At 59.8% G+C, this 24,737-nt stretch carries 23 protein-coding genes and 1 pseudogene; 11 read left to right on the top strand and 13 right to left on the bottom strand.

Features of this window, described 5'->3' with window-relative positions:
* Positions 1-174 precede the first annotated feature (174 nt).
* The 5 genes from flbT to ETW24_RS20395 all read right to left on the bottom strand — a co-directional run bounded on the left by flbT (position 175) and on the right by ETW24_RS20395 (position 2,690).
* Positions 175-579 carry a flagellar biosynthesis repressor FlbT gene (flbT, locus tag ETW24_RS20375; RefSeq protein ID WP_039126788.1) on the bottom strand — a complete coding sequence of 135 codons (405 nt, stop codon included), beginning with the start codon at positions 577-579 and terminating at the stop codon, positions 175-177.
* Between the two features lie 2 nt (positions 580-581).
* Entirely contained in the window at positions 582-953 is a 372-nt protein-coding gene (gene flaF / locus ETW24_RS20380; protein WP_129372731.1) for a flagellar biosynthesis regulator FlaF, read from the bottom strand.
* A 78-nt stretch (positions 954-1,031) separates the two neighbouring features.
* Positions 1,032-1,841 (bottom strand): flagellin N-terminal helical domain-containing protein, encoded by an 810-nt coding sequence (locus ETW24_RS20385; protein WP_129372732.1) that lies wholly within the window; start codon positions 1,839-1,841, stop codon positions 1,032-1,034.
* A 203-nt stretch (positions 1,842-2,044) separates the two neighbouring features.
* Positions 2,045-2,404, bottom strand: coding sequence for a flagellar biosynthesis protein FlgN (locus ETW24_RS20390; protein WP_129372733.1), 360 nt, complete (start codon positions 2,402-2,404; stop codon positions 2,045-2,047).
* On the bottom strand, positions 2,397-2,690 hold the full coding sequence (locus tag ETW24_RS20395) for a rod-binding protein (protein WP_129372734.1): 294 nt from the start codon (positions 2,688-2,690) through the stop codon (positions 2,397-2,399). The genes ETW24_RS20390 and ETW24_RS20395 overlap by 8 nt, the downstream gene beginning before the upstream one ends.
* A gap of 128 nt (positions 2,691-2,818) precedes the next feature.
* Between ETW24_RS20395 and fliK the strand changes: the two genes are divergently transcribed.
* The 3 genes from fliK to ETW24_RS20410 all read left to right on the top strand — a co-directional run bounded on the left by fliK (position 2,819) and on the right by ETW24_RS20410 (position 6,477).
* Positions 2,819-4,870: a flagellar hook-length control protein FliK gene (gene fliK, locus ETW24_RS20400; RefSeq protein WP_129372735.1), complete on the top strand. Its 2,052-nt coding sequence runs from the start codon at positions 2,819-2,821 to the stop codon at positions 4,868-4,870.
* 4 nt (positions 4,871-4,874) lie between these two features.
* A complete protein-coding gene (locus ETW24_RS20405; RefSeq protein WP_129372736.1) occupies positions 4,875-5,552 on the top strand; it encodes a flagellar hook capping FlgD N-terminal domain-containing protein in 678 nt (225 codons plus the stop codon).
* Between the two features lie 193 nt (positions 5,553-5,745).
* Complete coding sequence (locus ETW24_RS20410) at positions 5,746-6,477, top strand: phosphotransferase (RefSeq protein WP_441328142.1); 732 nt, start codon at positions 5,746-5,748, stop codon at positions 6,475-6,477.
* Here the strand turns inward: ETW24_RS20410 and ETW24_RS20415 are convergent.
* The 5 genes from ETW24_RS20415 to ETW24_RS20435 all read right to left on the bottom strand — a co-directional run bounded on the left by ETW24_RS20415 (position 6,450) and on the right by ETW24_RS20435 (position 11,795).
* Complete coding sequence (locus ETW24_RS20415; RefSeq protein ID WP_205877308.1) at positions 6,450-7,769, bottom strand: NAD(P)/FAD-dependent oxidoreductase; 1,320 nt, start codon at positions 7,767-7,769, stop codon at positions 6,450-6,452. The genes ETW24_RS20410 and ETW24_RS20415 overlap by 28 nt on opposite strands.
* Positions 7,769-8,584 carry an ABC transporter permease gene (locus ETW24_RS20420; protein WP_129372738.1) on the bottom strand — a complete coding sequence of 272 codons (816 nt, stop codon included), beginning with the start codon at positions 8,582-8,584 and terminating at the stop codon, positions 7,769-7,771. Before ETW24_RS20420 ends, ETW24_RS20415 begins: the two co-directional genes overlap by 1 nt.
* On the bottom strand, positions 8,581-9,462 hold the full coding sequence (locus tag ETW24_RS20425; protein WP_129372739.1) for an ABC transporter permease subunit: 882 nt from the start codon (positions 9,460-9,462) through the stop codon (positions 8,581-8,583). The genes ETW24_RS20420 and ETW24_RS20425 overlap by 4 nt, the downstream gene beginning before the upstream one ends.
* Positions 9,462-10,589 carry an ABC transporter ATP-binding protein gene (locus ETW24_RS20430; RefSeq protein WP_129372740.1) on the bottom strand — a complete coding sequence of 376 codons (1,128 nt, stop codon included), beginning with the start codon at positions 10,587-10,589 and terminating at the stop codon, positions 9,462-9,464. Before ETW24_RS20430 ends, ETW24_RS20425 begins: the two co-directional genes overlap by 1 nt.
* A gap of 117 nt (positions 10,590-10,706) precedes the next feature.
* Positions 10,707-11,795, bottom strand: a complete 1,089-nt coding sequence (locus ETW24_RS20435; protein WP_129372741.1) for a polyamine ABC transporter substrate-binding protein — start codon at positions 11,793-11,795, stop codon at positions 10,707-10,709.
* 142 nt (positions 11,796-11,937) lie between these two features.
* On the opposite strand from ETW24_RS20435, the gene ETW24_RS20440 reads away from it, so the two are divergent.
* From ETW24_RS20440 to ETW24_RS20465, 6 genes and pseudogenes are all read left to right on the top strand, one after another.
* Positions 11,938-12,624: a GntR family transcriptional regulator gene (locus ETW24_RS20440; RefSeq protein ID WP_254695658.1), complete on the top strand. Its 687-nt coding sequence runs from the start codon at positions 11,938-11,940 to the stop codon at positions 12,622-12,624.
* Positions 12,625-12,690: 66 nt separating this feature from the next.
* On the top strand, positions 12,691-14,085 hold the full coding sequence (locus ETW24_RS20445; protein ID WP_129372743.1) for an aspartate aminotransferase family protein: 1,395 nt from the start codon (positions 12,691-12,693) through the stop codon (positions 14,083-14,085).
* A 366-nt stretch (positions 14,086-14,451) separates the two neighbouring features.
* Positions 14,452-15,552, top strand: a complete 1,101-nt coding sequence (locus ETW24_RS20450) for an ABC transporter ATP-binding protein (protein WP_129372744.1) — start codon at positions 14,452-14,454, stop codon at positions 15,550-15,552.
* 77 nt (positions 15,553-15,629) lie between these two features.
* Entirely contained in the window at positions 15,630-16,730 is a 1,101-nt protein-coding gene (locus ETW24_RS20455; RefSeq protein WP_129372745.1) for an extracellular solute-binding protein, read from the top strand.
* Between the two features lie 83 nt (positions 16,731-16,813).
* Positions 16,814-18,085, top strand: coding sequence for an ABC transporter permease (locus tag ETW24_RS20460; protein ID WP_129372746.1), 1,272 nt, complete (start codon positions 16,814-16,816; stop codon positions 18,083-18,085).
* Between the two features lie 14 nt (positions 18,086-18,099).
* Positions 18,100-18,945 (top strand): annotated as a pseudogene (locus tag ETW24_RS20465) (ABC transporter permease); the annotation flags it as partial.
* A gap of 125 nt (positions 18,946-19,070) precedes the next feature.
* Here ETW24_RS20465 and ETW24_RS20470 read toward each other — a convergent pair.
* Positions 19,071-20,396, bottom strand: a complete 1,326-nt coding sequence (locus ETW24_RS20470) for a lytic murein transglycosylase (RefSeq protein WP_254695659.1) — start codon at positions 20,394-20,396, stop codon at positions 19,071-19,073.
* Between the two features lie 61 nt (positions 20,397-20,457).
* Complete coding sequence (locus ETW24_RS20475) at positions 20,458-21,174, bottom strand: helix-turn-helix transcriptional regulator (RefSeq protein ID WP_129372749.1); 717 nt, start codon at positions 21,172-21,174, stop codon at positions 20,458-20,460.
* Between the two features lie 84 nt (positions 21,175-21,258).
* On the opposite strand from ETW24_RS20475, the gene ETW24_RS20480 reads away from it, so the two are divergent.
* Positions 21,259-21,957 carry a glutathione S-transferase family protein gene (locus ETW24_RS20480; RefSeq protein ID WP_129372750.1) on the top strand — a complete coding sequence of 233 codons (699 nt, stop codon included), beginning with the start codon at positions 21,259-21,261 and terminating at the stop codon, positions 21,955-21,957.
* Positions 21,954-22,376, top strand: coding sequence for a DUF1801 domain-containing protein (locus ETW24_RS20485; protein ID WP_129372751.1), 423 nt, complete (start codon positions 21,954-21,956; stop codon positions 22,374-22,376). Before ETW24_RS20480 ends, ETW24_RS20485 begins: the two co-directional genes overlap by 4 nt.
* A 34-nt stretch (positions 22,377-22,410) precedes the next feature.
* Here ETW24_RS20485 and rnr read toward each other — a convergent pair whose 3' ends face one another.
* On the bottom strand, positions 22,411-24,690 hold the full coding sequence (gene rnr, locus ETW24_RS20490) for a ribonuclease R (protein ID WP_129372752.1): 2,280 nt from the start codon (positions 24,688-24,690) through the stop codon (positions 22,411-22,413).
* Positions 24,691-24,737: the final 47 nt, after the last annotated feature.

The raw sequence follows: 24,737 nt of genomic DNA on the forward strand, positions 1-24,737 counted from the left end.
CTGCTCGTCAACATTCTCTGCGTCGCCTGCAAGTATCAGGTGCACCCTATGCCCGACGGCCAATATTAAGACTGTGCACCAATCCTGCACATTGCTGAAAGCTGCTTTCCAGCTTGAGCCGAAAGGGAGTTCCAGCCCGCAATTCTTGTAGCAGGCTGGAGGAGTTGGGAGCTATCAGGATGGTCTGACAGCAAACAGCCGGTCTTCGCGCGGCAGCAGAGTGCGCAACGCTTTGAGGCAGCGGTAGTGGTTATTGCCGATCAGCGCGTCTGTCGCCTCGGCTATGGATGCACGGCTGTCCGGATCGGTGAAGACTTGGCTCAACTCTTCGATCCGGCGCAGCATCGGCAGACGTTCTTCCTCGGGGTCGGCATCACCTGACAGGATCAACTGCGCCGCATAGCATACCCGGCGCACGGGCGTATTGGCTTCTTCCGGATGGATCGCATCGCGCAGGCGCAGTATGTTGGCATCAGGGGTGACAATGGACAGGCGGCTTCGGCGGTCGCCATTCTCAATCACCGCGCCATTCACAAGGACACGCTCCTTGGGGGCAAGTTTTAGGACAAGTCCGCTCATATTCAGGATGCTCCGCTGCGGAGGCCACGCATGATGGCCGTATTGATTTCCACCAGAGGCCGGACATCGGCCTTGCGTTGAAGCACTTTGGTGGTGTGTTGTCGCGTGAATTCCGCCAGTTCGAAAAGGTTTTGCTTCAGTTCGTCCGGCAGCGGGTTGCCTTTTGACGCGAGATCTGTGGTGAAAATTGACCAAAGCTTGCGGTTGTCGTTCAGAGCCGCGGCAAGATCGCTAAATTCATCGCGGCCTTTCTGCGCTGCAGTGATCAGTCGGCGGGTCACTCGTGCGACCACCTCATATTCAAAACTCTTTGCTGTCCGGGTCGGGGCCTTTGCCGCCGAATAGGCACTCTTCGCCTTCAGAAGGGCATTCACGTGTTTTCCTAACGTATTATTCTTCAGGTTCTCTGAGAGGGGAAGACCGGGGCGCCATCAGCGCCCCGGTAAGGGCTGTTAACGGAACAGCTGCTGCAATGTGGACGGCGACTGGTTTGCGATGGTCAGCGATTGCACCGCCAGCTGCTGCTGGGTTTGCAATGCTTTCAACCTCGCCGATGCTTCTTCCATGTTGGTGTCAGAGATGGTGCTGACACCGGATTTCAGCGAGTCGGTCAGTTTGGAGACAAAATCGCTCTGTCCTTCGAGGCGGTTGCTGGCAGCACCAAGGCTCGCTGCGCTGCCGATTGCAAAAGTCAGCATGACATCAATTTCCGACATGACAGCTGCTGCGTTTGTTGAATCGAGAACTGTAATGCCAGTTGCGTTCAGGTTGCCTGCGGTATCAATCGCTGTGACGGTGATGATGTCACTTGCGGCGTTCAGACCGCCAAGAACGTCGAGCTGCGCTGTAACGGCATCGTCAAGCAGATTGGCGCCGTTGAAGGATGCGGAGTCGATGATTGATTCGATCGTCTCTTGTTTGGTAAGCAGGTCAGCCTGGATTTGAGCATGGTCGACGTTCTGGGAAACACCGGAAATCACGAGTTCGCGCATGTCTTTCAGAACTTCGACGATCTGTTCCATACCGGAGGATGCAACCGCGACCGTTGCTTCACCAAAGTCCAGGGCGTCCTCTACGGACTCATATGCCTGGATGTCCGATTCCATCGACTTGGAGATGGCCCAGACCGCGGAGTTGTCCTTTGCCATGCCGACCTCTTTGCCGGTCGAGATCTGGTTCTGGGTTTCTTCCAAGCCGTTGTTCACGGTCTTCAGGGTCTGCAGAGCTACCATTGCGCCGTTGTTGGTCAGAATGCTGGTCATAGCTTTTTCCTTTATCTGCGGGGCGCTTTGGCCCCAGTACTACTTGCCCCGAGGGGCGCTGTGTGACGTCTTTCTGACTGTGCGTTCCGCCGTCCGGCTTCCGCGCCACCCTTCATAAGGTGCAAGGCGACATTGGCGCAGGAGTTGCTAAGGGAGTGCTAATGCCGGGATTCGGTATTTCTAGAATTTTCCCAAAATTGCACTCAGGCCCGTTTTTCAAGCTTGCCGCCGCCTCGGGTGCTATGACGGGCCCGCTTGCCGGCCTGGTCATAGACATCCAATCCCTTTCGGATGCGGCGCGTCTCGGCCATTCGGGCGGCGACGGCACGGATACCGTCCATGGCGCTGTCCAGAAGCTGCTGGTTTCGCGAGACTTTGGTTTGGACTTGCACCAGAGACTCGCGTTCAAGCTCTGACACGGAATTCAGCTTACCGATGACTTTCTCTTTCTTGGTCAGAAGATCTTCCACTTTGCCAAGGTCGCCGGCCATCAGCGCCTTGCGCTCGCGGTCCAGGATCTGATCAAGTTCATCAATGAGCTGCTGAGGTTTCGGGTCACTCATCTTGGGTCTCCTTTAGTGCGTGATAAAGTGATTCAGCCAAACCGATCCCGCCGGAGCGGGCGATCTGCGTGGCCTGTTCGCGAATTAGAAAGCTGGAGAACTGCTCTTCTCCAGCGCCGCCGCCGAAGCCTTCGCTGGCTTCACCGAGCCCTGCGGATTTCAGCATTTCCGCAAGGAAGGAGGCTTCGAGCTCAATTGCGGCCTCGCGAAGGGGATCGCTGACCGCTGGACGCACCGGGGTGGTTGCAGGTGCGGCCTGAAGCAGGTTTGGCAATAGATCTGACATGTCCGGTTCTCCGGTTGAAAGTCGAAATTCATCGATTTTTCTAAGATTGCGCAGGAACCGGTTAAAATTGCCGTAACCGCTTTGGGGTATGTCTGTCCGGGTCGAGATAGAATGTCTGGAAAACGATCATGAATATGAATTCGATCCTTGGCTTGGAAGCCGGCTCTGCTGGTAAGTCACCGTCTGGTTCTCCGGATGACTCAAAAAAATCAAATACTTCAAGAGACTTTTCAGATTTTTTGTCTGCTCGGTCCGGCCCTGGCGAGGTGGCGGCCGAACAACAATCAGCCAAGGGCGAATCGGCTGAGGCCGAATCTGAACCCAGGATGCAGAAGAGTACGGCCAAGGACAGCAAGGAAAGCCAAGTCACACGCATTGCGACAGGGCAGGACGTACCTGAGGGCGTTCCGGTTCAGGCAAGCCAAAGCACACGCGTTGCGACAGGGCATGACGTACCCGAAGGCTTACCGGTTCAGGCAAGCCAAGGCACACGCGTTGCGACAAGGCAGGACGTACCCGAGGGAGTACCGGTTCAGGCAAGTCAAAGCACACTCTTTGAAGGGGAGCGGGAAACATCGGCAAGGAACCCCTCCAGAGTTGAACCAGTACTTTCCGATGCGGAAATGGCTTCAGGGTTGCAAAATAGTGGAACTTCCACCGCTGAAGAGGCTGGTGCCGCAGAGACTAAGGTTAAGTCCCCGCACGGCGTCATTACAGCAACTGGAGAAAGAGTTGAGTCACGGTCCGCTGAACAGCGAAGCGGACTGCTGATTGTGAAGGACCCGGGAGCCGGCGCCGGTATTCAGCCCGGAGACGGTGCACCTGCCGGCGGAAATGATCAGCCAGACGCTATGCCCAAAGCAGCCTCCAGCGTAAGTCCCACTGATCAGGGTGCGGGCCTCAAAGCAGGGGCAGTGATGCATCACGGTCCGTCCGTTGAGGGCAATGTGCAACCTGCTGAGAAGGCCGGCGAAGCTGGAAACACAGAGAAAGCGCAGTCTTCAGTGCGTTCAGCAACACAGGCAGCAGCAAGAAAGCCTGCAGCTGCGCCAGAGAACTCAGCCACAAAGCTGCTGGGGGATAGTACTGAACCCGATGTCCGCAGAGTTGATGTCAGGGAAACTGGAAATCGCCGGGAAAACACTGCCCGCGTTTCGCCTGAGACTGCTGCTCAAACAGGTGCGACAGCCACTGAAAGGGCTCCGGCGGAAAGGGCACAAGTTACCGATGGCACGGGGCAAAGCAAAAACGGAAATGCAATCAGTGCGGCGCAGCCGAAATCTCTCGAGACTGGTTCAAGTTCGAGTACCCATTCAGTGGCTCAGTCGATTGGTGAAAAGCCTGACAGCATAGCGAAGGCGGTCAATCCGGCTGCGCAAGGAGAAAATCCGGGCATTGCGGTCAACCAGGTTGCTGTGAAGGGGCCGGGTCAGAAACGTGATCTAGCTTCCACACCTGTTTCGAACGGAAATGGAGCGCAGATTAAAGCGGAACCAGCCGGAATTGAGAGCCCGTTAGCCGATCCGTTAAAAGGCAGTGATGCCCGGACGGCTACAGTGCCTGCAGCGCCGCAAATCATTCAGTCGGCAGCTTCTCAGCTGCAGCCTTTGCTTGCTGGCGGGATGACTGCCGGAAAAATGGCGGCAGAGCTGTTGTCCGGAACTGATGAGGCGCTGGCCGGAACACTGGGATTATCCAGCGAAGCGCCCGGATTGACGCAGCTGCTGACGGAAGCCTCAATTGGCTCACATGGGGCGCACCGGCCGGAAGCACCGCGCATGATTGCGGCCCAGATGGCTGAGGCATTTGCTGCCAAAGGCGAGCAAAAGGTTGAGGTGAGTTTGAACCCTCAGGAGTTGGGCCATGTGAAGATGCGCGTGATGGCCAGCGAAACAGGAATCACCATGATCATTCAGACGGAACGTCCGGAAACCGGTGATTTGATGCGCCGGCACATCCATGAACTGGCCGAGGAATTCCGCCGCATGGGATATGAAGATATCTCATTTGAATTCAGCGGCGGACAGGCCGGCACCGGTCATCCCGGCGATGAAGCGGACGGCGGTTCCGGCCTGTCCAGCGGAACCGCAGAGACACGCGGCGCCGATGCAAAGGACGCCGGTGAAGCAGCAACACAAAACCTCCGGCTCGGAACAGCCGGTGTGGACATGAGGGTTTGAACACATGACAACACCAGTTACTTCTACGGGATTCAACTCAGGGCAATCCAATTCGTCGCAGCCGTCGCCGCAGCAGACCTCCGGCCTGACCTCGGATTTTGATACTTTCGTGAAAATGCTAACCGCGCAGGCGAAAAATCAGGATCCTTTGGAACCGATGGATTCGACTGAATATGCCGCGCAGCTGGCGCAATTCTCGATGGTCGAACAACAGACCAAGAGCAACAACCTGCTGGAAGGGCTGCAATCACAGCTTGGCCTGGCTAATATGGCGGCTCTTTCTGGCTGGGTCGGGATGGAAGCACGGGCGGTGGCCCCTGGTTACTTTGATGGCAGCAATGAAATCACTATTGCGCCTAACCCGGCTGCTGCCGCGGATTCGGTGACACTGGTCGTGCAGGACAAAAACGGCACCGAAGTGCAGCGCGTCGCTTTGCCGGTCTCGGCTGAGCCTTTCCAGTGGAACGGTCTGGATGATGACGGCAACCCGCTTGAGGCGGGGGAATACGCCTTTGTGATCGAAAGCAGCAAAGGCGACGAGCTGCTGCTGCAGGAATATGCCGAAATTTATTTCAAGGTGAACGAAACCCGGATGCAGGGCGGCGAAGTGGGATTGATCACCAAAGGGGGGTCCGTGGTTCTGGCTTCGTCGGTGAACGCGCTGCGTGATCCTGAGGCTTGATCCAGCTGTATGCGCAGGCAGAAAAACTGTCTAAGAACAGGGCGGCATAACATCGGAGACCGCCCTGCAACCGCTTCCTGACCAGTTCGAACCCCGCTTTTTTGCGCATTTGTCTGCGTTGGGTCTTCATGTGCCCGCTCCTAGACGGCTGGCAGGCGGGCGGTCCAATCATGTCTGGCGGGCCGGCGCGCTGGTGATCAAGCTTTATTCAGCCGAAGGCGCCAACCCGCTGTTTGCCAATGATCCGGCCCGCGAAGTTGCTGTGCTGACGGCACTGTCAGGCACCGGCATGGTGCCGCCGCTGATCCAGACCGGGGAATTTGAAGGCAGGAAATGGCTGGGCTATGCGCATGTCAATGGCAGTCCCTGGCAGCAGGACACTGGCCATGTGGCACAGCTATTGGGGCGTTTGCACGACCTGGCTCCCCCGCCGGGCTTGCCTTGCGGCGTGAATGGCAGCGCGGCGCTGGAACAGCAAACCGTTGAAATTCTGAGCAGCTGCCGCGATCGCGATCAGCTGGCGGCGCTTCGCCCGTTGGGCCGGGTTCCGCCGTTGCCTCAGCTGGTGCTGATTCATGGCGACCCGGTGCCAGGCAACCTGCTGGCACATGATGGCACGCTGACGCTGATTGATTGGCAATGCCCGCAAATCGGCGACCCGGCAGAAGACCTGGCGTTGTTCCTGTCGCCTGCGATGCAGCTGATGTACCGGGGGGCGCCGCTGTCCAAGGATGAAGAAGACGCATTTTTACGCGCCTATCCCGATCCGCGGATTGCCGGGCGGGCCTTGGCGCTGAAGCCCTGGTTCCACTGGCGGATGGCAGCCTATTGCCAGTGGCGGGCCGAACGCGGCAGCGCGCAGGACTTACAGGCGTCAGAACTGGAACGCGCGGCGCTTCAATCCATCAGGCCCAGAACCGCATAAGCCGGAGGCATCAGCATCCGGCGGGCGCGGCCAAAAGGAAAGCGTGCCATTTTCTGCACTATGGGTGAGTAGGGCAGCTTGGGCGCGTGCCCCTGTACCAGATCACTCAGCAGCCGTCCGGCATAGCTGCCCATCGCCACACCATTGCCGTGATAGCACAGCCCGGCAAACATGCCGGGGCGCTCCGGCACAGGGCCAATGAAGGGAACTAGGTTGCGCGACAGGCAAACCATGCCTGACCAGGAATGCGTGGAGTCCACTTCACGCCATGCCGGGAACATCGCCTCAAAATCCTGCCGCAGTTTACGGCGAATACCTGCTTCAGCCCGGGGGGAAGCCAGCAGCCCGCCACGCATTCCAAACAGGAACCGGTTGTCGGGCATCAGCCGGAAGTAATGCAGCAGATTGCGGGTGTCATAGGCCATTTGATGCGAGAACCAGCCCTGCGAGTCCAGTTCCGCCCGGGTCAGCGGCCGGGTCACCATGACGGTGGATTGTGCAGGCATGTAACGCCCTGCGAGCCAGCCGGGCAGGTCCTCGGCGGAATAGCCGTTGGTTGCGATGATGACCTTGGAAGCCCTCAGGCTCCCTTGTGCAGTCTCTATTCTATAGCCCCTGCCTGCCTGTTGTACCGACAGCGCTGCGCTGCGTTGGTACACTCGGGCACCTGCATCCTGCGCGGCCTTGGATAGGCCGAACAGGTATTTGCGCGGATTGAGCGCAAATCCCACCGGTGTTGTCAGCGCCGCATGGAAGCTGCCATTCAGCCCTTTGTCCGCGAGCTGATCACGGGTCAGAAATTCCGGTTCCTCTCCCGCCTGACGCAGTGCGTCCGCTTCTGATTGCAGGCGGCGGACTGCCTTTTCGTTGTGTGCCAGCTGGGTTTCGCCATGTGAATGAGTGTCGGCATCGATGCCATGGGTCTGCAGCAGGCCGCGAACCAGATGCACGGCGGCTTCCTCGCTGGCGTGATACGTTTCAGCCGCAGATTTGCCAAAAACCCGCCGCATCGTGCTGCCTGAAAGCTTTGAGCCGCCCAAACAGCAGAAACCGCCATTGCGCCCTGATGCGCCCCACCCCGGGGTCTCGGCCTCCAGTACCGCAACGGACACGCCGCTTTCTGCCAGATGCAGCGCGGCTGACATGCCGGTGAACCCGCCGCCGATGACGGCCACATCGGCGGAGACTTCACCCTGCAGCACCGGCCAGTCCGGTGCTGCAATGGTTTCGTCCCACCAGCAGTTCGTGCGGGGGCCGGGACCGTAGGCGTAACCGGAAAATATCCGGCGCATCAGATGCGCTCCGCGGCCTGTTCCTCCCGCTTCTGGCGGGTCATCTGATGTTTTGTCACCAGCGAGGCAGTGATGACTCCAATGGTCACAATGCTGATCATGATCGTCGACAGCGCGTTGATCTCGGGGCTGACGCCCAAGCGCACGGCGGAGAATATCTTGATCGGCAGGGTGGTGGCCGAGGGGCCGGAGGTGAATGAGGCGATCACCAGATCATCCAGCGACAGGGTAAAGGCCAAGAGCCAGCCTGATATCACCGCGGGCGCAATGATCGGCAGGGTCACCAGCCGGAACGCCTCTGCCGGGGAGCAGCCCAGATCCAGCGCGGCTTCCTCCAGCGACTGGTCGAAAGTCACCAGCCGCGAGGACACCACAACCGAAACATAGCACATGGAGAAGGTGGTATGCGCCAGGACGATGGTCAGCACCCCGCGGTCCAATCCGATGCCGATGAACAAAAGGAGCAGCGACAGGCCGGTGATTACTTCGGGCATCACCAGCGGCGCATAGATCATGCCGGAAAACAGCGTCCGCCCCATGAACCGCCCGCCGCGCACCATCACATAGGCGGCGATAGTGCCCAGCACGGTGGCGATAGTAGAGGAGAACACGGCGACCTTGATGGTCACCCAGGCGGCATTCAGGAACGCCTCGTTCTGCATCAGCTCGCCGTACCACTTGGTCGAAAACCCGGCCCAGACCGTTACCAGCTTGCTTTCGTTGAAACTGAAGATGATCAGGATCACCATTGGGATGTAAAGGAATGCAAAGCCAAGGGTCAGCGATACGGCATTAAACCAGCTCATACGGTTCATTGCTCTGCCTCCTGCTGTTTCTGCTGGTTGCGCTGGAACAGCACAATCGGGATGACGAGAAGAAGCAGCAGAACCACCGCCACCGCGGAGGCCACTGGCCAGTCGCGATTGGAGAAAAACTCCTCCCACAGCACCTTGCCGATCATCAGCGTGTCTGATCCGCCCAGCAGTGAGGGAATCACAAATTCACCCAGCACCGGGATGAAGACCAGGAAACTGCCGGCAATGATACCGGTTTTCGACAAGGGAATTGTCACCAGCCAGAACGCAGACAGACGCGAACAGCCCAGATCCTCGGCGGCTTCGATCAACGATCCGTCCAGCCGTTCCAGTGCCGAATAGACCGGCAGAATCATGAACGGCAGATAGGTGTAGACGATGCCGATGTAGACCGCGGTATTTGTGTTGAGGATCGTAAGCGGCTCGGAAATTATCCCGGTCCACAGCAGGAATTGGTTGAGGAACCCTTCGTTCGACAGGATCCCCATCCACGCATAAACGCGGATCAGGAACGACGTCCAGAACGGCAGAATCACCAGCATCATCAAGGTGGGCCGCCACTCAGCCGGCGCGCGTGCCATGGCGTAGGCGATCGGGTAACCTGCCAGCAGGGTGAAAAAAGTTGAGATTACCGCGATCTTCAGCGAGCTGAGATAGGCTTTCCAGTACAGGTCATCTTCGGTCAGCCAGATGAAATTTTCAAAGTCCAGCGCGTCGATCAATGCTCCGATACCGGTTTCCGGATCAAACTGCGGCACATAGGGCGGGATCGAAATCGCGTAATCCGACAGCGAGATTTTCAGAACGATGGCAAAGGGCACCAGAAACAGCGCCAATAGCCAGGCATAGGGGATGGCAATCAGGACAAAGCGGCGCATCAGTCTGCCAAAAGTACGCCTGCCGTGGCGGTCCATGACAGCCAGACAGTGTCTTCCCAAGTAAAGGCGCGGCGGGCGATGCGGCGGGTGTTGGCGGTCTGCGCCTTAATCACCGCGCCGGTTGGCAGTTCCACGTGGTAGGTAGAGATATTGCCCAGATAAGCGATATCCAGGATGCGGCCCTGCACGGAATTGTCCGCCTGTTCGGGTTTTTCGGCGCTGATGGAGACTTTTTCCGGCCGAATTGCCAGCTGACAATTTTGCCCGTCGGATAGCGGATTTGGGGACTGCACGGTCAGCGGCGCGTGGCCCTCGTGCCAGGACATTGCATAGGTGTCGCTGCCATTGGGTTTGGCAGTGCCTGCAATCAGGTTCACATCGCCAATGAAGTCAGCAACATAGACGGAATTCGGGCTTTCATAGATCCGGTCCGGCGTGGCCACCTGGATGATCTTGCCGTGATCCATCACTGCCACGCGGGAAGCCACGGTCATTGCCTCCTCCTGGTCGTGGGTCACGATCACAAATGTGGTGCCGGTCTTCTCCTGAATATCCATCAGTTCAAACTGGGTTTCCTGGCGCAGCTTCTTGTCGAGCGCGCCCAGCGGCTCATCCAGCAGAAGAAGTTTCGGATGTTTCGCCAGCGACCGCGCCAGGGCAACCCGCTGCCGCTGACCGCCGGAGATCTGATGCGGTTTGCGGCGGGCAAATTGCTCCAGCCGGGTCAGACGCAGCATCTCGTCGACCCGGTCGTTGATGTCGTGCTTGGGCATTTTCTCGCGCTTCAGGCCAAAGGCGATGTTTTCCCAGACCGACAAATGCGGGAACAGCGCGTAGGACTGGAACATCATGTTGACGGCGCGTTTGTTCGGCGGCACCGGCGCGATATCCTGCCCGGCCAGCCGGATGGTGCCCTCAGACGGGGTTTCAAACCCGGCCAGCATCCGCATCAGCGTGGTCTTGCCGCAACCCGAAGGGCCCAGCAGAGCATAAAACTCTTTTTCGTAGATGCCGATGGTCAAATCGTCGATGGCGGTGAACTCGCCATAGCGTTTGGTGACGTTCTGAAAGTGGATCAAGGGCTTTGCCTCGGGATCGTTCCAGGGTTCGAATTCGGAAGCAGTCAAGCCGGGCCTCTTCTGCGAAGTGTCGCGCGAATGTCTCGGATGGTCGCGCGTGGGGGAATCCAGGCGCGTCAGGAAATGCGGGGCGGCGGATGCGCCCCGCGGGTCAGGTCCGGCTGATCAGGTGCCGGATTTGACCTTGGTCCACATGCGGGTGGCCTTGCGCTGCACTTTCGGCGGGTAGCCTTCCTTGATGTACAGGTTCTTGACGGTCTCGGCGCCGGGATAGATTGCCGGATCGCCGATCACATCCTGTTCCAGGAACTCCTGGCTCGCCTTGTTGCCATTGGCGTAATAGACATAGTTGGACGCCGCCGCCATGTTATGCGCATCCATGATGAAATTCAGGAACTTATGGGCACCTTCGGGGTTCGGAGCGTCGACCGGAATTGCCATTTGGTCGAACCACATCAGCGCGCCTTCCTTGGGGGCGTTGAACTCGATCTCGACGCCGTTTTCCGCCTCGGCCGCGCGGTCGCGCGCCTGCAGAATGTCGCCGGACCAGCCGAAGGCGACGCAGATATCGCCGTTGGCCAGTGCATTGATATACTCAGAACTGTGGAACTTGGTGATATAAGGGCGGATCGCCTGCAGCACCGGTTCCGCCTTGGCCACCACATCGGCGTCCATGCTGTTGGGGTCTTCACCAATATATTTCAGCGCCGCCGGGATCATCTCATCCGGGGCGTCCAGGAAATGCACGCCGCAGCCGGCCAGCTTTTCCATGTTGGCCGGGTTGAACACCAGCTCCAGCGAGTCGATCGGGGCATCTTCGCCCAGGGCTTCCTTGACCTTGGCGATGTTCACGCCGATGCCGGTGGTGCCCCACATATAGTTGATGGAATACTCATTGCCGGGATCATAAAGGGCGGTGCGTTCTTCGATCGCGTCCCACATGTTGCCGGCATTGGCCAGTTTCGACGAGTCCAGCTTCTGAAAGGCGCCGGCCTGGATCTGGCGCGCCATGAACGATCCGGTCGGCACAACAACGTCATAGCCCGACCCGCCGGCCAGCATCTTGGTTTCCAGAACCTCGTTGCTGTCAAAGACATCATAGATCAGATCAATGCCGGTTTCGGCTTCGAATTTTTCCAGCAGGCTTTCGTCAATATAGTCCGACCAATTGTAGACGCGCACCTCTTCCGCAGTAGCAGCGGCGGCCGTGCCAAGGGCAACGACGGCAGTCATGGTCATCGTTTTCAGTGTCATGAATTTCTCCCTGTGCATGCCGGCTTCCGGGTCCGGCTGTGAAAGGATTTGATCAAGTTTTGTCGCGTTCGGCAATACTCTTTATGTTTTCACTTGGCTCCGGATGGTGCAAGCTGGCCAAAACCGAGGAGGAAAACCCCAGGTGACCGAGACCACTTCACCACCCGTTGCGGCACAGGAAAGCCCTGCAAAACCGCCCGCGCATGAGATCGTCTATCAGACACTCAGATCGCAGATTCTATTCGGCGAACTGGTGCCCGGCCAAGCGGTGACAATCCAGGGGCTGGTGGAGACGCTGGGGGCCGGCATGACACCGGTCCGGGAGGCAATCCGGCGGCTGATATCGGACGGGGCGCTGGTGTTCCAGGGCAACCGCCGCGTATCGGTGCCCTTGTTGGGGCCCGGTGACCTTGAGGAGCTTATTTTTGCCAGAAAAACAATAGAATGCGAACTTGCCCGCCGGGCAACACTGCGGATTGCAGAAGTGAGTATCGCGCAGCTGGTGGCCATTGATACTGCGCTGGACAAGGCCATATCGACAGGCGATGTGGCGGGGTACCTGGTGCAAAACTACAGCTTTCACACGGCGCTTTATTCCCATGCGGATGCCCCCATTCTCAGTGACATTGCCGACCGGCTGTGGCTGCGCTTCGGCCCCTCGCTGCGGGTGGTTAGCGGGCGGCTCGGCACCCAAAGCTTCCCGGACCGTCACAAGGACATACTGGAGGCGCTGCGGCGGCAGGACCCGGAAATGGCCGCATTGGCGATGGAGCGGGACGTCTACGAGGGGATGGAGCATGTGGTTCAGGGGCTGCAGGCCGCAAACTGATTCGATTGACACCTGGAAATTTGATCATATTCTGGTGCCAATCAGTCATTCTCAGGAGCGAGTCCCATGACCGTTATCACCAACCACATGCCGACGGCCGAGCTGCAGGCGCTGGACGCCGCCCATCACATGCATCCGTTCACCGCCAATGGCGAACTGTCGCAGAAGGGCGCCCGCATCATCACCCGCGCCGATGGCGTGCATCTGACCGACAGCGAAGGGAACCGGATCCTGGATGCGATGGCGGGCCTGTGGTGCGTCAACATCGGTTATGGCCGGGATGAGCTGGCCGAGGTCGCCGCCCGTCAGATGCGTGAACTGCCGTATTACAACACCTTCTTTCAAACCACTCATGTTCCGGCCATCGCGCTGGCCGCCAAGATCGCCGAACTGGCGCCGGGTGACCTGAACAATGTGTTCTTTGCCGGTTCCGGCTCCGAGGCCAACGATACCAACATCCGCATGGTGCGTCATTATTGGGCGCTGAAGGGCAAGCCTGCGAAGTCGGTCATTATCAGCCGCAAGAATGGCTACCACGGCTCCTCGGTCGGCAGCGGTTCCTTGGGCGGGATGAGCGGTATGCATGCCCAGGGGGGTATGCCGATCCCGGATATCCACCATATCAACCAGCCGCATTGGTGGGCTGAGGGCGGCGATATGCCGGAGGAGGAGTTCGGCCTGCAGCGCGCGCGCGAGCTGGAAGAGGCGATCCTGGAATTGGGTGAAGACCGCGTTGCCGCCTTTATCGCGGAGCCGGTGCAGGGGGCAGGCGGGGTGATTGTGCCGCCGGACAGCTACTGGCCGGAAATCCAGCGCATCTGCGACAAATACGAGATCCTGCTGATTGCGGATGAAGTCATCTGCGGTTTCGGCCGCACCGGCAACTGGTTCGGCAGCGAGACCCTGAACATCCGCCCTGACATCATGACCATCGCCAAGGGGCTTAGCTCCGGCTACGCGCCGATCGGCGGCTCGATTGTCAGCGACGAAGTTGCCTCGGTGATTGCCGGCGATGAGTTCAACCACGGCTACACCTATTCCGGCCATCCGGTGGCGGCGGCTGTCGCGTTGGAGAATCTGCGCATCATGGAGGAGGAGAACATCCTCGGCCATGTGCGCGATGTGGCCGCGCCGTATCTCAAACAAAAATGGGAAGCGCTGGCGGATCATCCGCTGGTGGGAGAGGCCAGGATCGCCGGCATGATGGGTTCCATCGCGCTGACCCCGGACAAGGCGACCCGCGCGGGTTTTGCTGCGGAGGCGGGCACTGTCGGCTATATCTGCCGCGAGCGCTGCTTTGCCAATAACCTGGTGATGCGTCATGTCGGGGACCGGATGATCATTTCGCCGCCGCTTGTGATCACGCCCGCGGAAATCGACGTGCTGATCGAACGCGCCTCCAAATCTCTTGATGAATGCTATGCGGAACTGAAGGCGCAGGACTTGCTGCACAGCGCCTGATTCCCCTCCCGGCTACCGCAATGGTGCCGTTTCCAACTGCGACTCATCCCGGCCCGGCAACAATGTTGCCGGGCCGTTTCTTCGGTAGAGGAATTGAAAAGGTCGTTTTCAGGCTGGTGTTTTGCAGCATGTGGCGCAAAATGTCCGGGCTGCGTCGCAAAAAGTCCGATGCCGCATGCCGGAACAGGACTAGGGTTCCCTAAGGATGTTCATTTCCTCTTGGGGAGGGGCCGAAGTACGAATTTCGTACACTCGCCATGGAAAGAATATTTTTTTCATACCTAGCGCTTGATAGCTTCGGTGTGATTAACTTCGAATAAGTGCAGAGCAAATCTGCCAGAATGACAAAACTACGGGGAGCCTGCTTTGGCTGATGCGTCAAACGTCGATGCGTTCGTTGAATTCGAACGCGTCCAAAAGAGCTATGATGGCGAAAATCTCGTTGTCAAAGATCTCAACCTCACCATGCCCAAGGGCGAGTTTCTGACAATGCTTGGCCCGTCCGGTTCGGGCAAGACAACCTGCCTGATGATGCTGGCAGGATTTGAAACCGCTACCCATGGCGACATTCGCCTGGGCGGAACGTCAATCAACAACATTCCGCCGCATAAGCGGGGTATTGGCATGGTGTTCCAGAACTATGCGCTGTTCCCGCACATGACGATTGCGGAGAACCTTTCGTTTCCGCTGGAAGTGCGCAAGATGGGCAAGTCCGAGCGCGAAGCCAAGGTGAAGCGTGCGCTGGACATGGTGGAAATGGGTGCTTTTGGCGGCCGCCGCCCGTCGCAGCTTTCGGGCGGTCAGCAGCAGCGGGTCGCCTTGTCCCGCGCGCTGGTGTTTGAGCCGGAACTGGTTCTGATGGACGAGCCGTTGGGCGCGCTTGATAAGCAGCTGCGCGAAAAAATGCAGTTCGAAATCACCCATCTGGCGCACAGCCTGGGGATCACCGTGGTCTACGTGACCCACGACCAGACCGAAGCGCTGACAATGTCCGACCGTGTCGCCGTGTTCGACGATGGCCGGATCCAGCAGATCGCGCCGCCGGACCAGTTGTATGAAAGCCCGGACAACAGTTTTGTTGCCCAGTTCATTGGTGAAAACAACACGCTGGAAGGCACCGTCAAGGAAATCAACAACGGTATTGCCCTGGTGCAGCTGGACGATGGCGAACTGATTGACTGCAAGCCGGTCAACGTGTCCCGTCCTGGCGAGCGCACCCGCGTGTCGATCCGCCCCGAACGGGTGGAATACAACAAGGAACGCCTGCAGGAAGGTGTTCATACGCTTAAGGCGGAAGTGCTGGAGTTCATCTATATGGGCGACATCTTCCGCACCCGTCTGCGGGTGGCCGGCAATGATGAGTTTATCATCAAGACCCGGAATGCCCCGGACCAAACCCGTCTTCAGCCCGGTCAGCAGATCGAAATCGGCTGGCTGCCGGAAGACTGCCGCGCGCTGGACGCCTGATCCGCGCGCGCAAACCCCCGGCAGACGAATGACCGGGGGATTCTCACATCTGTGAATTCAACAAGGAGAGACACTCTATGAAACTCAGCAAAATGTCTGCACTGGCGGTGACCACCGCCCTTTGCGCCCCTTCGGCCTTTGCCGAAGAAATGGCCAATGAGCTGACACTGGTATCCTGGGGCGGCGCCTATCAGGCCAGCCAGCAGAAAGCCTATGTGGAACCCTATCTGGCCGCTAACCCCGGCGTTAAGGTGATCTGGGACGAAAGCTCGGCTGAGGCCGTGGCAAAGATCCGCGCCATGAACGAAGCCGGCAATGTGACCTGGGACCTGGTGGACGCTGTGGCCTCCGACTCCATGCGCCTGTGCGACGAAGGCCTGGCCGAAGAAATCAACCACGACGAAGATCTGGCAGCAGCACCCGATGGCTCCTCGGCGTCTGAAGATTTCGGCGATCTGATTGTCAGCGACTGCTTTGTGCCGCAGATCGTCTATTCGACCACATTCGGCTACCGCACCGACCTGATCGACAAGCCGGAAACCGTCTGCGCGATCTTTGATACCGAAAAGTACCCGGGCAAGCGCTCGCTGCAGAAGCGCCCGATCGACAACATGGAATGGTCGCTTTACTGCGATGGCGTCGCCAAGGATGAGATCTACGACGTTCTGGGCACCGACGAAGGTGTGGAGCGTGCGTTGGCCAAGCTCGACACCATCAAGGACCAAGTCGTCTGGTGGACTGCTGGTGCGGAAACTCCGCAGCTGCTGGCCGACGGCGAAGTTGTCATGGGCTCGACCTTTAACGGCCGCCTGTTCTCGGCAATCGCAGAGCAGAACCAGCCGATCGGCATGCTTTGGGACATGCAGTCCTTTGATCTGGACGGCTGGGTTGTTCCGGCTGGACTGCCTGCAGACCGCAAGGCGCGCGTGATGGACTTCCTGAAGTTCGCCACCGACACCCAGCGTCTGGCTGATCAGGCCGCCTACATCTCCTATGGTCCGGCCCGTGCCTCCTCGGCGCCGCTGGTTGGCAAGCACGCTGAACTGGGTATCGACATGGCCCCGCATATGCCGACTGATCCGGCCAATGCAGGTAACGTCCATGTCTATGACTACGAATGGTGGGCAGACAACCGCGATGACCTGAACGGCAAGTTCCAGGCATGGCTGGCCAAGTAATCTGACCGTTTCCGAGATACTGCAGGGGGCCTGAACGAAACAGGCCCCCTGCCCAAAAAAATAAAGACCCGACGGGGAACCCAATGAGTGATATTACCCAATCCGGCCCGGTGCTGGCGGCCGACGGCAGGCCGCTCAAGCGCAGCCTGGCGCGTGCACTGCGCATGCAGAAGCTGCGCGCACTGCTGCTGATCGCGCCGCTCTTGCTGTTCATCCTTATAACATTCATCCTCCCGGTGGCGGACATGCTGTTCCGGTCGGTAGAGAACCGGATTGTCGAGGATACACTGCCCCGCACGGTTGAAGTTCTGGCAGACTGGGACCCTGCATCGGGTCAACTGCCGGAGGAGGCAGCATTTGCCGCTCTGGCCGCCGATCTTAAAGATGCGGCAAACGTGAAGACCCACACCAAAGTTGCCAAGCGTCTGAACTATGAAAACCCGGGCCTCTCGTCTGTGTTCCGCAAATCCGGCCGCAAGGTCAAGAAATGGGATATCGCAAACGACGGCCCCTTCCGCGAAAAACTTATAGAACTGAACGACGGCTGGGGCGATCTTGAGCTTTGGCGGACGATCAAGACCTACTCCGGCACTTTCACTTCAGGTTACTTTTTGAACGCAGTCGATATGCGTTTGGGGGCTGAAGGCCCTGAGATCCGCCCGGAGAACGAACGGATCTACAACACCATGCTGATCCGCACCATGCGGATGTCCCTGATCATCACCTTCAGCTGCATCATGCTGGGCTACCCGGTTGCCTGGATCCTGGCGAACCTGCCCACACGCCAGGCAAACCTGCTGATGATTCTGGTCTTGCTGCCGTTCTGGACATCGCTCCTGGTGCGGACCTCTGCCTGGAAAATCCTGCTGCAGCAGCAGGGGGTAATCAACGATACGCTGGTCTGGATCGGACTGGTGGATGATGCCAACCGATTGGTTCTTATCAACAACGAGCTGGGCACCATCATTGCGATGACCCATATCCTGCTGCCGTTCATGATTCTGCCGATGTATTCGGTGATGCAAACAATCAACCCGTCTTACTTGCGCGCCGCCAAATCCCTCGGGGCGACCGACTGGACTGCGTTCTGGCGCGTTTACTTCCCGCAAACCGTGCCGGGCATCGGCGCCGGATCGATCCTCGTCTTCATCCTGGCTGTTGGCTACTACATCACTCCGGCCCTGGTCGGCGGCACCAAAGGCACCTTTATTTCGAACCTGATCGCCTACCACATCTCGACGTCGGGCAACTGGGGTTTGGGCGCGGCACTGGGCGCAATCCTTCTGGCGGTGGTTCTGGCCCTCTACTGGGTCTACGACAAGATCGTCGGCATCGATAACGTGAAGCTGGGATAACGGACATGAGCGCACTTCCTCCTTATGCAACCACCGGCCAGCGTGCCTGGTACTATTCCTTCCGGGTCATCTGCGGATTGGTGTTCTTTTTCCTGATCGCGCCGATCGTGGTGATCATCCCGCTCAGCTTTAATGCGCAGGACTTCTTCACCTTCACGCCGGAAATGCTGCGGCTGGATCCCGAAGGATACTCGCTGAAACACTACCGCGATTTCTTCAGCAATGACTCCTGGCAGTCGGCGATGTGGAACTCGCTGAAGATCGCGCCGATGGCGACCATTGTCTCGGTGACCTTCGGCACGTTGGCAGCCATCGGCCTCAGCCAGCCGCATGTGCCGTTCCGCCGGGCGATCATGGCGATCCTGATTTCGCCGATGATCGTGCCGCTGATCATCTCCGCGGCCGGCATGTATTTCTTCTACAGCCGTATTGGCCTGCAGGGGACCTACATTGGTGTGGTGCTGGCGCATGCCGCATTGGGCATTCCGTTTGTGATCATCACGGTGACGGCAACCCTGGTGGGCTTTGACCGCTCGCTGACCCGCGCCGCGGCCAATATGGGTGCGGATCCGGTCACCACCTTCTTCAGGGTGCAGATGCCGCTGATCTTGCCCGGGGTTATTTCGGGCGGCCTGTTCGCCTTCATCACCTCTTTTGACGAAGTTGTCGTGGTGCTGTTTGTTGGTTCAGCCGGGCAGAAGACATTGCCTTGGCAGATGTTCATCGGCCTGCGTGAGCAGATTTCGCCAACCATTCTGGCTGTGGCAACCCTGCTGGTTGCGATCTCCATCATGCTGCTGGCTGCGGTGGAGATGCTGCGCCGCCGCTCCGAGCGCCTGCGCGGCATGTCCCCCGGCTGATCTGATTGCCTGACCTTCAAACCAGCAAAGGCCCCGCCAAGCGGGGCCTTTCCCTTGTTCATCTGGCGAAAAATATCCCGGGAGTGAATTGGCCGTTAGGCCAAGAGGGGGCTGGCCCCCTCCTGCTACCGCAGGTCTTCCAGCAGCCTTGGCGAGGCATATCCGTCCGGTGTCAGGCCTTTGGCGACCTGATAGGCACGCACCGCGCCGATAGTCTTTGGCCCGATCTTGCCATCAATGCCATCAGTATCAAAACCCGCACGGGTCAGCCGCTGCTGCATTTCTTTCCGCTCGGACAGGGTCAGCGCCCGGTCGCTGCGCGGCCAGCTGCCCTGGATCGGCGCGCCGCCCTTGATCCGGTCAGCCAGATGACCGACACCGATCACATAGGCATCGGCGGTATTGTAGCGTTCCAGGACGGCGAAATTCCCAAAGATCATAAAGGCCGCCCCCTCACTGCCCGCAGGCAACAGGATCGCAGAAGGACCGTGATCAGAAACCGGGCGCCCGTCCAGGCCCTTGATGCCAAGAGCAGCCCAGTCTGACGCCGGCTTTTCGATCTCCCGGTCTGCCAGGGTATAGTCAAACCCTTCGGGCAGGGACACTTCCACGCCCCAAGGCTGCCCCTTCACCCAGCCGAATTTTTTGAGGTAAGCCGCGGTCGACGCCAGCGCATCAGCAGGATTGTCCGACCAGATGTCGCGCTTGCCGTCGCCGGTGAAATCCACTGCGTAATCCAGGTACGATGTCGGGATGAACTGGGTGTGTCCCATCGCGCCAGCCCAGCTGCCGGTCATCTTGCGGGCGGCGACGTCACCGGCTTGAAGGATCTTCAGCGCGGCCACCAGTTGACCCTCGAAAAACGCCCCGCGCCGCCCGTCAAAGGCCAGTGTCGCCAAGGAACGGATCACATCCATCTTGCCGCGGAACGTGCCATAGCTGCTTTCCAATCCCCAGACCGCCACCACGATCTCTTTTTCGACGCCATAGGTTGCTTCGATTTGATTCAGCCGGGCGCGCTGTGCCTGCAGTGCCGCCTTGCCGTTTTTCACCCGCAGCTCTGAGGCGGCGCTGTCCAGATAGTCCCAGATCGTCTTGGTGAATTCCGACTGGTTGCGGTCGCGGCGGATCACCTCAGCATCATAACTGACCCCGGCAAAGGCACTGTCCAGCACCGGTGCGCTGACGCCCTGCGCTTTGGCACGGCTGCGGAACGCTTTGATCCAGCCTTGGAAATTCAAGTCAGCAGCGGCAAGCTCAGGCTTTTGGATGGCGGCCGCAGGCCTTGCCGCAGGTCGCATGGCTGTGGCTGCAGCCAATTGAATGGCTTCGCCCTGTACCTCTTGTTCAAGAAGCCCTGGCCGCTGGGCGGGCCTCAGGGAACTGTCCGGTGCGGCTTCTGCCGCCATGGCGCCGCCTGCTACCAGGGACGCTGCAACCCATTTGCGCATGTTGCACCTCATTATCACTGCTCCCCTCCAGTCTAGCGGCGGTGCCGTCCGGGTAAAGAGGTCAGTCATTGCATGTGCGGCGGGCCGCCTGCCGGTGCTCTTGGCGGAACTGCTCCAGCGCGTCCCGCAGCATCGGCACCCGGTGCGGGCGGAAGCTTTGCCCCGTAACTTGCAAGGTCTGCATCCGGTCCAGCCGGAACACGCGTATCGCCTCGCGCAGGCAGCACCAGGCAATCAGCACGGTCGAGCGGTCGAAATAAACCACGCTCAGCGGCTTCACTTGCCGCTCGGTCACCGCGCCATGCCCGTCAGTATAGCCAAAGCGCACCTCCACCTCGTCCCAGGTGGCCTGACGCAACTCCTGTGCCGAAATCGCGGGCGGAATGGGCCTGTCGAAGCGGTAGGGCGCCAGCACCGCGTGGCGCAGCCGGTGGGCCTGCCGCGGCGGCAGCCGCGCCTGCAGCTTGCGCAACGCTTCCGAGGCTGCGGTGGCCAGCTCGGGATCGCCGATCTGTTCAACTTCGCGCAGGCCGAGGACCAGCGCTTCCAGTTCGGTGTCGCGAAACCCCATCGGCGGCAGCGCGTTGTCCTCGATCAGGGTAAACCCATAACCCGCCTCGCCGTCGATCACGGCACCCATCTCACGCAGGGTGGCGATGTCACGGTGAATGCTGCGGGCGGATACCCCAAGTTCGTCGCCCAGCCGTGCCGCAGTATGCGGTCCAGGTCCAAGGCGCAGGGCCTGCATCAGCTGGAAAAGGCGGTGGGTTCGGGACATGACCCATTCTCTCTACGACTGATGACAGTTTTTGTCACCATGCCGATCTAGGCTGTCAGCAACCCGAGATGACAGGAGCCCGGAATGCTGACCCTTCTTACCTATCCCCGAAATGACACCGTTTTCAGCCTCAGCCCGTTTTGCGTCAAGGCAGCCTTGCTGTTGGCCTATGCTGGCCAAACCTGGACCCGTGAAGACCTGAACGATCCCCGTAAGATGCCGCACCGCAAGCTGCCTGTGCTGCGCACGCCAGGCGGGCTGGTGCCGGACAGCAGCGCAATCCGTGCCTGGCTGGAGCAGCAGGGCACGGATTTTGATGCTGCACTCGGAACACGGGACCGGGCCCAGGCGCATTTGCTGATCCGCATGGCCGAGGATACGCTTTATTTCCACGTGGTGCGCGACCGCTGGGACAATGATGCGGTCTGGCCGACGATCCGCGACAGCTATTTTCACGAGATCCCGGCCCTGATCCGCCGCCCGGTGACCAGTTCAATCCGCAAGTCGGTCCATAACGGGCTGATGTTCCAGGGCACTGCCCGGTTCAGCGACGCCGAACGCAGTCAGCGTCTGGACCAGGATCTGCGGGCCTTCGCCGACTTGCTGAAAGGGCAGGATTTCCTGTTTGGCGCCCAGATCTCCAGTGCCGATTTCAGCGTCGCTTCCATGTTGCAGGCGATGGGGACAACACCTGTCCGCACCGCGCTGGTCAGCCGTATCCTCGACGATACGGTCCTGCAGCCTTATGTTGATCGCGTGTTTGAAACGGTGCCGTTGCCATGATCCCGCCCTTTGCCAGTCCCGGAATTGAGGCCGCCTTTGATGTGCTGGACCCGCAGGCCCGCGTCGGCCTGCTGGCGCTGCGCGGATTGATCTTCGACACCGCGGCGCAAACGCCAGAGGCCGGGCGGGTCGAGGAAGCCCTGCGCTGGGGCCAGCCTTCCTATCTCACCCCCGAGCGCAAAACCGGCACCACCCTCCGGCTGGGGGTGCCCAAGGGTGCGCGTTTTGCGCTGTTTGTACATTGCCAAAGCCGGCTGATTCCGGAGTTTGCCGCTGCCTTCCCGGCCTGGGACCGGTTCGAGGGCACCCGAGCAGTTCTGTTCAACGATCCCGCCGAGGTCGAACCCATTCGCCATGGGTGGCTGATCAAGCGCGCGCTGACCTACCGTATCCGGCCGCCGTTAGAGATCCCGGCCTGATCGAAAACCAGGCTGTCCCCGCGGGGACAGCTGCTTATTCCCGCCGCTTGCGTTCAACTTTGCGTTTTACTTTGGCGCCTTTGTGCTTGGACTTTGCTGCCTTGCGCTTGACGGTGCGGCCTGCCGGGCTGCGCCGTCCGCCTTTGCGGGATCCGCCGCCCTTGGGCAGTTCCAGGTTTTCAATTGCCAGCAACTCCAGCTCCAGCCCACCGGTCACCGGTGCCGCCTGAACCAGCCGCACGGTGACCCGTTGGCCGATGGCCAGGGTCATGCCTGTATCGGCCCCCATCAGCGTGCCGGCCTGGGCGTCGAAATGGAAAAACTCCCGCCCGATCGAGCGCACCGGGACCAATCCGTCGGCGCCGGTCTCATCCAGTTTCACAAAGGCCCCGAACCGGGCAATACCGCTGATCCGGCCTTCGAATTCATTGCCTACCCGTTCACTGAGGTAGGACGCCAGATAACGGTCGGTGGTGTCCCGTTCAGCAATCATCGACCGCCGTTCGGTGTCAGAGATATGGGTGGCGGTGTCCTCCAGCCGTTCAATCTGGGCTTCGTCCAGCCCATCGTCGCCCCAGCCATGCGAGGAGACCAGCGAACGGTGCACGATCAGATCGGCATAGCGGCGGATCGGCGAGGTGAAATGTGCGTAGTTCTTGAGTGCCAGGCCGAAATGGCCAAAGTTCTCCGGGTTGTAATAGGCCTGCTGCATCGACCGCAGGGTGGAGATGTTGATCAGCTCCGCCTCATCGGTTCCCGCCGCGTGGTTCAGCAGCGCATTCAGATGCCGGGTTTGCAGCACCTGGCCCTTGGCCAGGTTCAACCCTGCCGCGCGGGCGGTTTCGCGCAGTGCTTCCAGCTTTTCCTGCGCCGGTTCCTCATGCACCCGGAACAGCAGCGGCGAGCGTTTCTTGATCAGCGTCTCCGCCGCGGCGACATTGGCGAGGATCATGAACTCCTCAATCAGCTTGTGCGCATCCAGCCGGTCGCGGAAGGCAACCGAGGTGACCTGACCAGCGTCATCCAGGATGATTTTGCGCTCCGGCAGGTCCAAGTCCAGGGGTTCCCGCACCGCACGCGCTCTTATTAGAGCCTGATATGCGGCGAAAAGCGGCTTGATCACATCTTCCACAAAAGGAGTGGTCTTTTCGTTCGGAGTGCCGTCCATGGCCTCCTGCACCTCGGCGTAATGCAGCGAGGCGGCAGAGCGCATCAGCCCGCGCACAAACCGGTGTCCGATCTTGTTGCCATCGGCGTCCACCTGCATCCGCACCGCGATACAGGCGCGCGGCACCCCTTCGTGCAAGCTGCACAGATCGCCCGACAGCCGGTCCGGCAGCATCGGCACCACCCGGTCCGGGAAATAGCTGGAGTTGCCGCGTTTGCGCGCCTCGCGGTCCAGCGCAGAGCCGGGGCGCACATAGGCCGCCACATCGGCAATCGCCACCCAGATCACATGGCCGCCCGGGTTTTTCGGGTCGTCGTCAGCATGGGCAAAGCAGGCGTCGTCATGATCGCGCGCATCTGCGGGGTCGATGGTAACCAGCGGCAGCTCGCGCAGGTCTTCGCGGCCCTTGAGGCCCATCGGCTTGGCGGCATCGGCCTCGGCCATGACCGGATCGGGGAAGTGATCGGGGATACCATGCTGATGAATGGCAATCAGCGACACCGCCTTTGGTGCTGCCGGGTCGCCCAGCCGTTCCACGATCCGCGCGCGCGGCAGGCCCATGCGGCCCTTGGGGCCTGCCTGTTCGGCTTCGATCAGCTCGCCGTCTTTGGCGCCGTTGATGGCGTCCGGGGCTACCATCCATTCGCTGGAGGCGGCCTTGTCGATCGGCACAATCCGTCCACCTTCGGAACCGGCGCGGAAAATGCCCAGCACCCGTTTCGGATTGCTGCCGATGCGGCGGATCAGCCGGGCCTCGTAATTGTGGTCCTGATCCGGCACCTGCTGCAGCTTGGCCAGGATTTTGTCGCCTTCGCCCAGGGCCGGGTCGGAGGCGCGGGGGAGGATCAGAATAACCGGTTCCACCCCTTCGCCGTGCCATTCCAGCGGCCGACCATACAGGTCGCCATTATCGTCCGGCGCCTTTACCTGCAGCACGGTCACCGGCGGCAGCTGGTCCGGGTCGCGGTAGGTCTTCTTGCGCTTCTGCAAGTGGCCCTCACCCTCCAGCTCCTTCAGGATGCGCTTGAGGTCGATGCGGTCGGCGCCCTTGATGCCAAAGGCCTTGGCGATGTCGCGCTTGGAGGTATGGGTCGGGTTGGCGGAGATCCAGTCGAGGATTTCGGCCTTGGAGGGAATACGGCTCATACCTCCCGCGTAGCATGGCGCGGAGGCGGCGTCATGGTGAAAAGCGC

The sequence above is a fragment of the Leisingera sp. NJS204 genome (genome assembly GCF_004123675.1).
In the GTDB taxonomy this organism is placed as follows: Bacteria; Pseudomonadota; Alphaproteobacteria; order Rhodobacterales; family Rhodobacteraceae; genus Leisingera.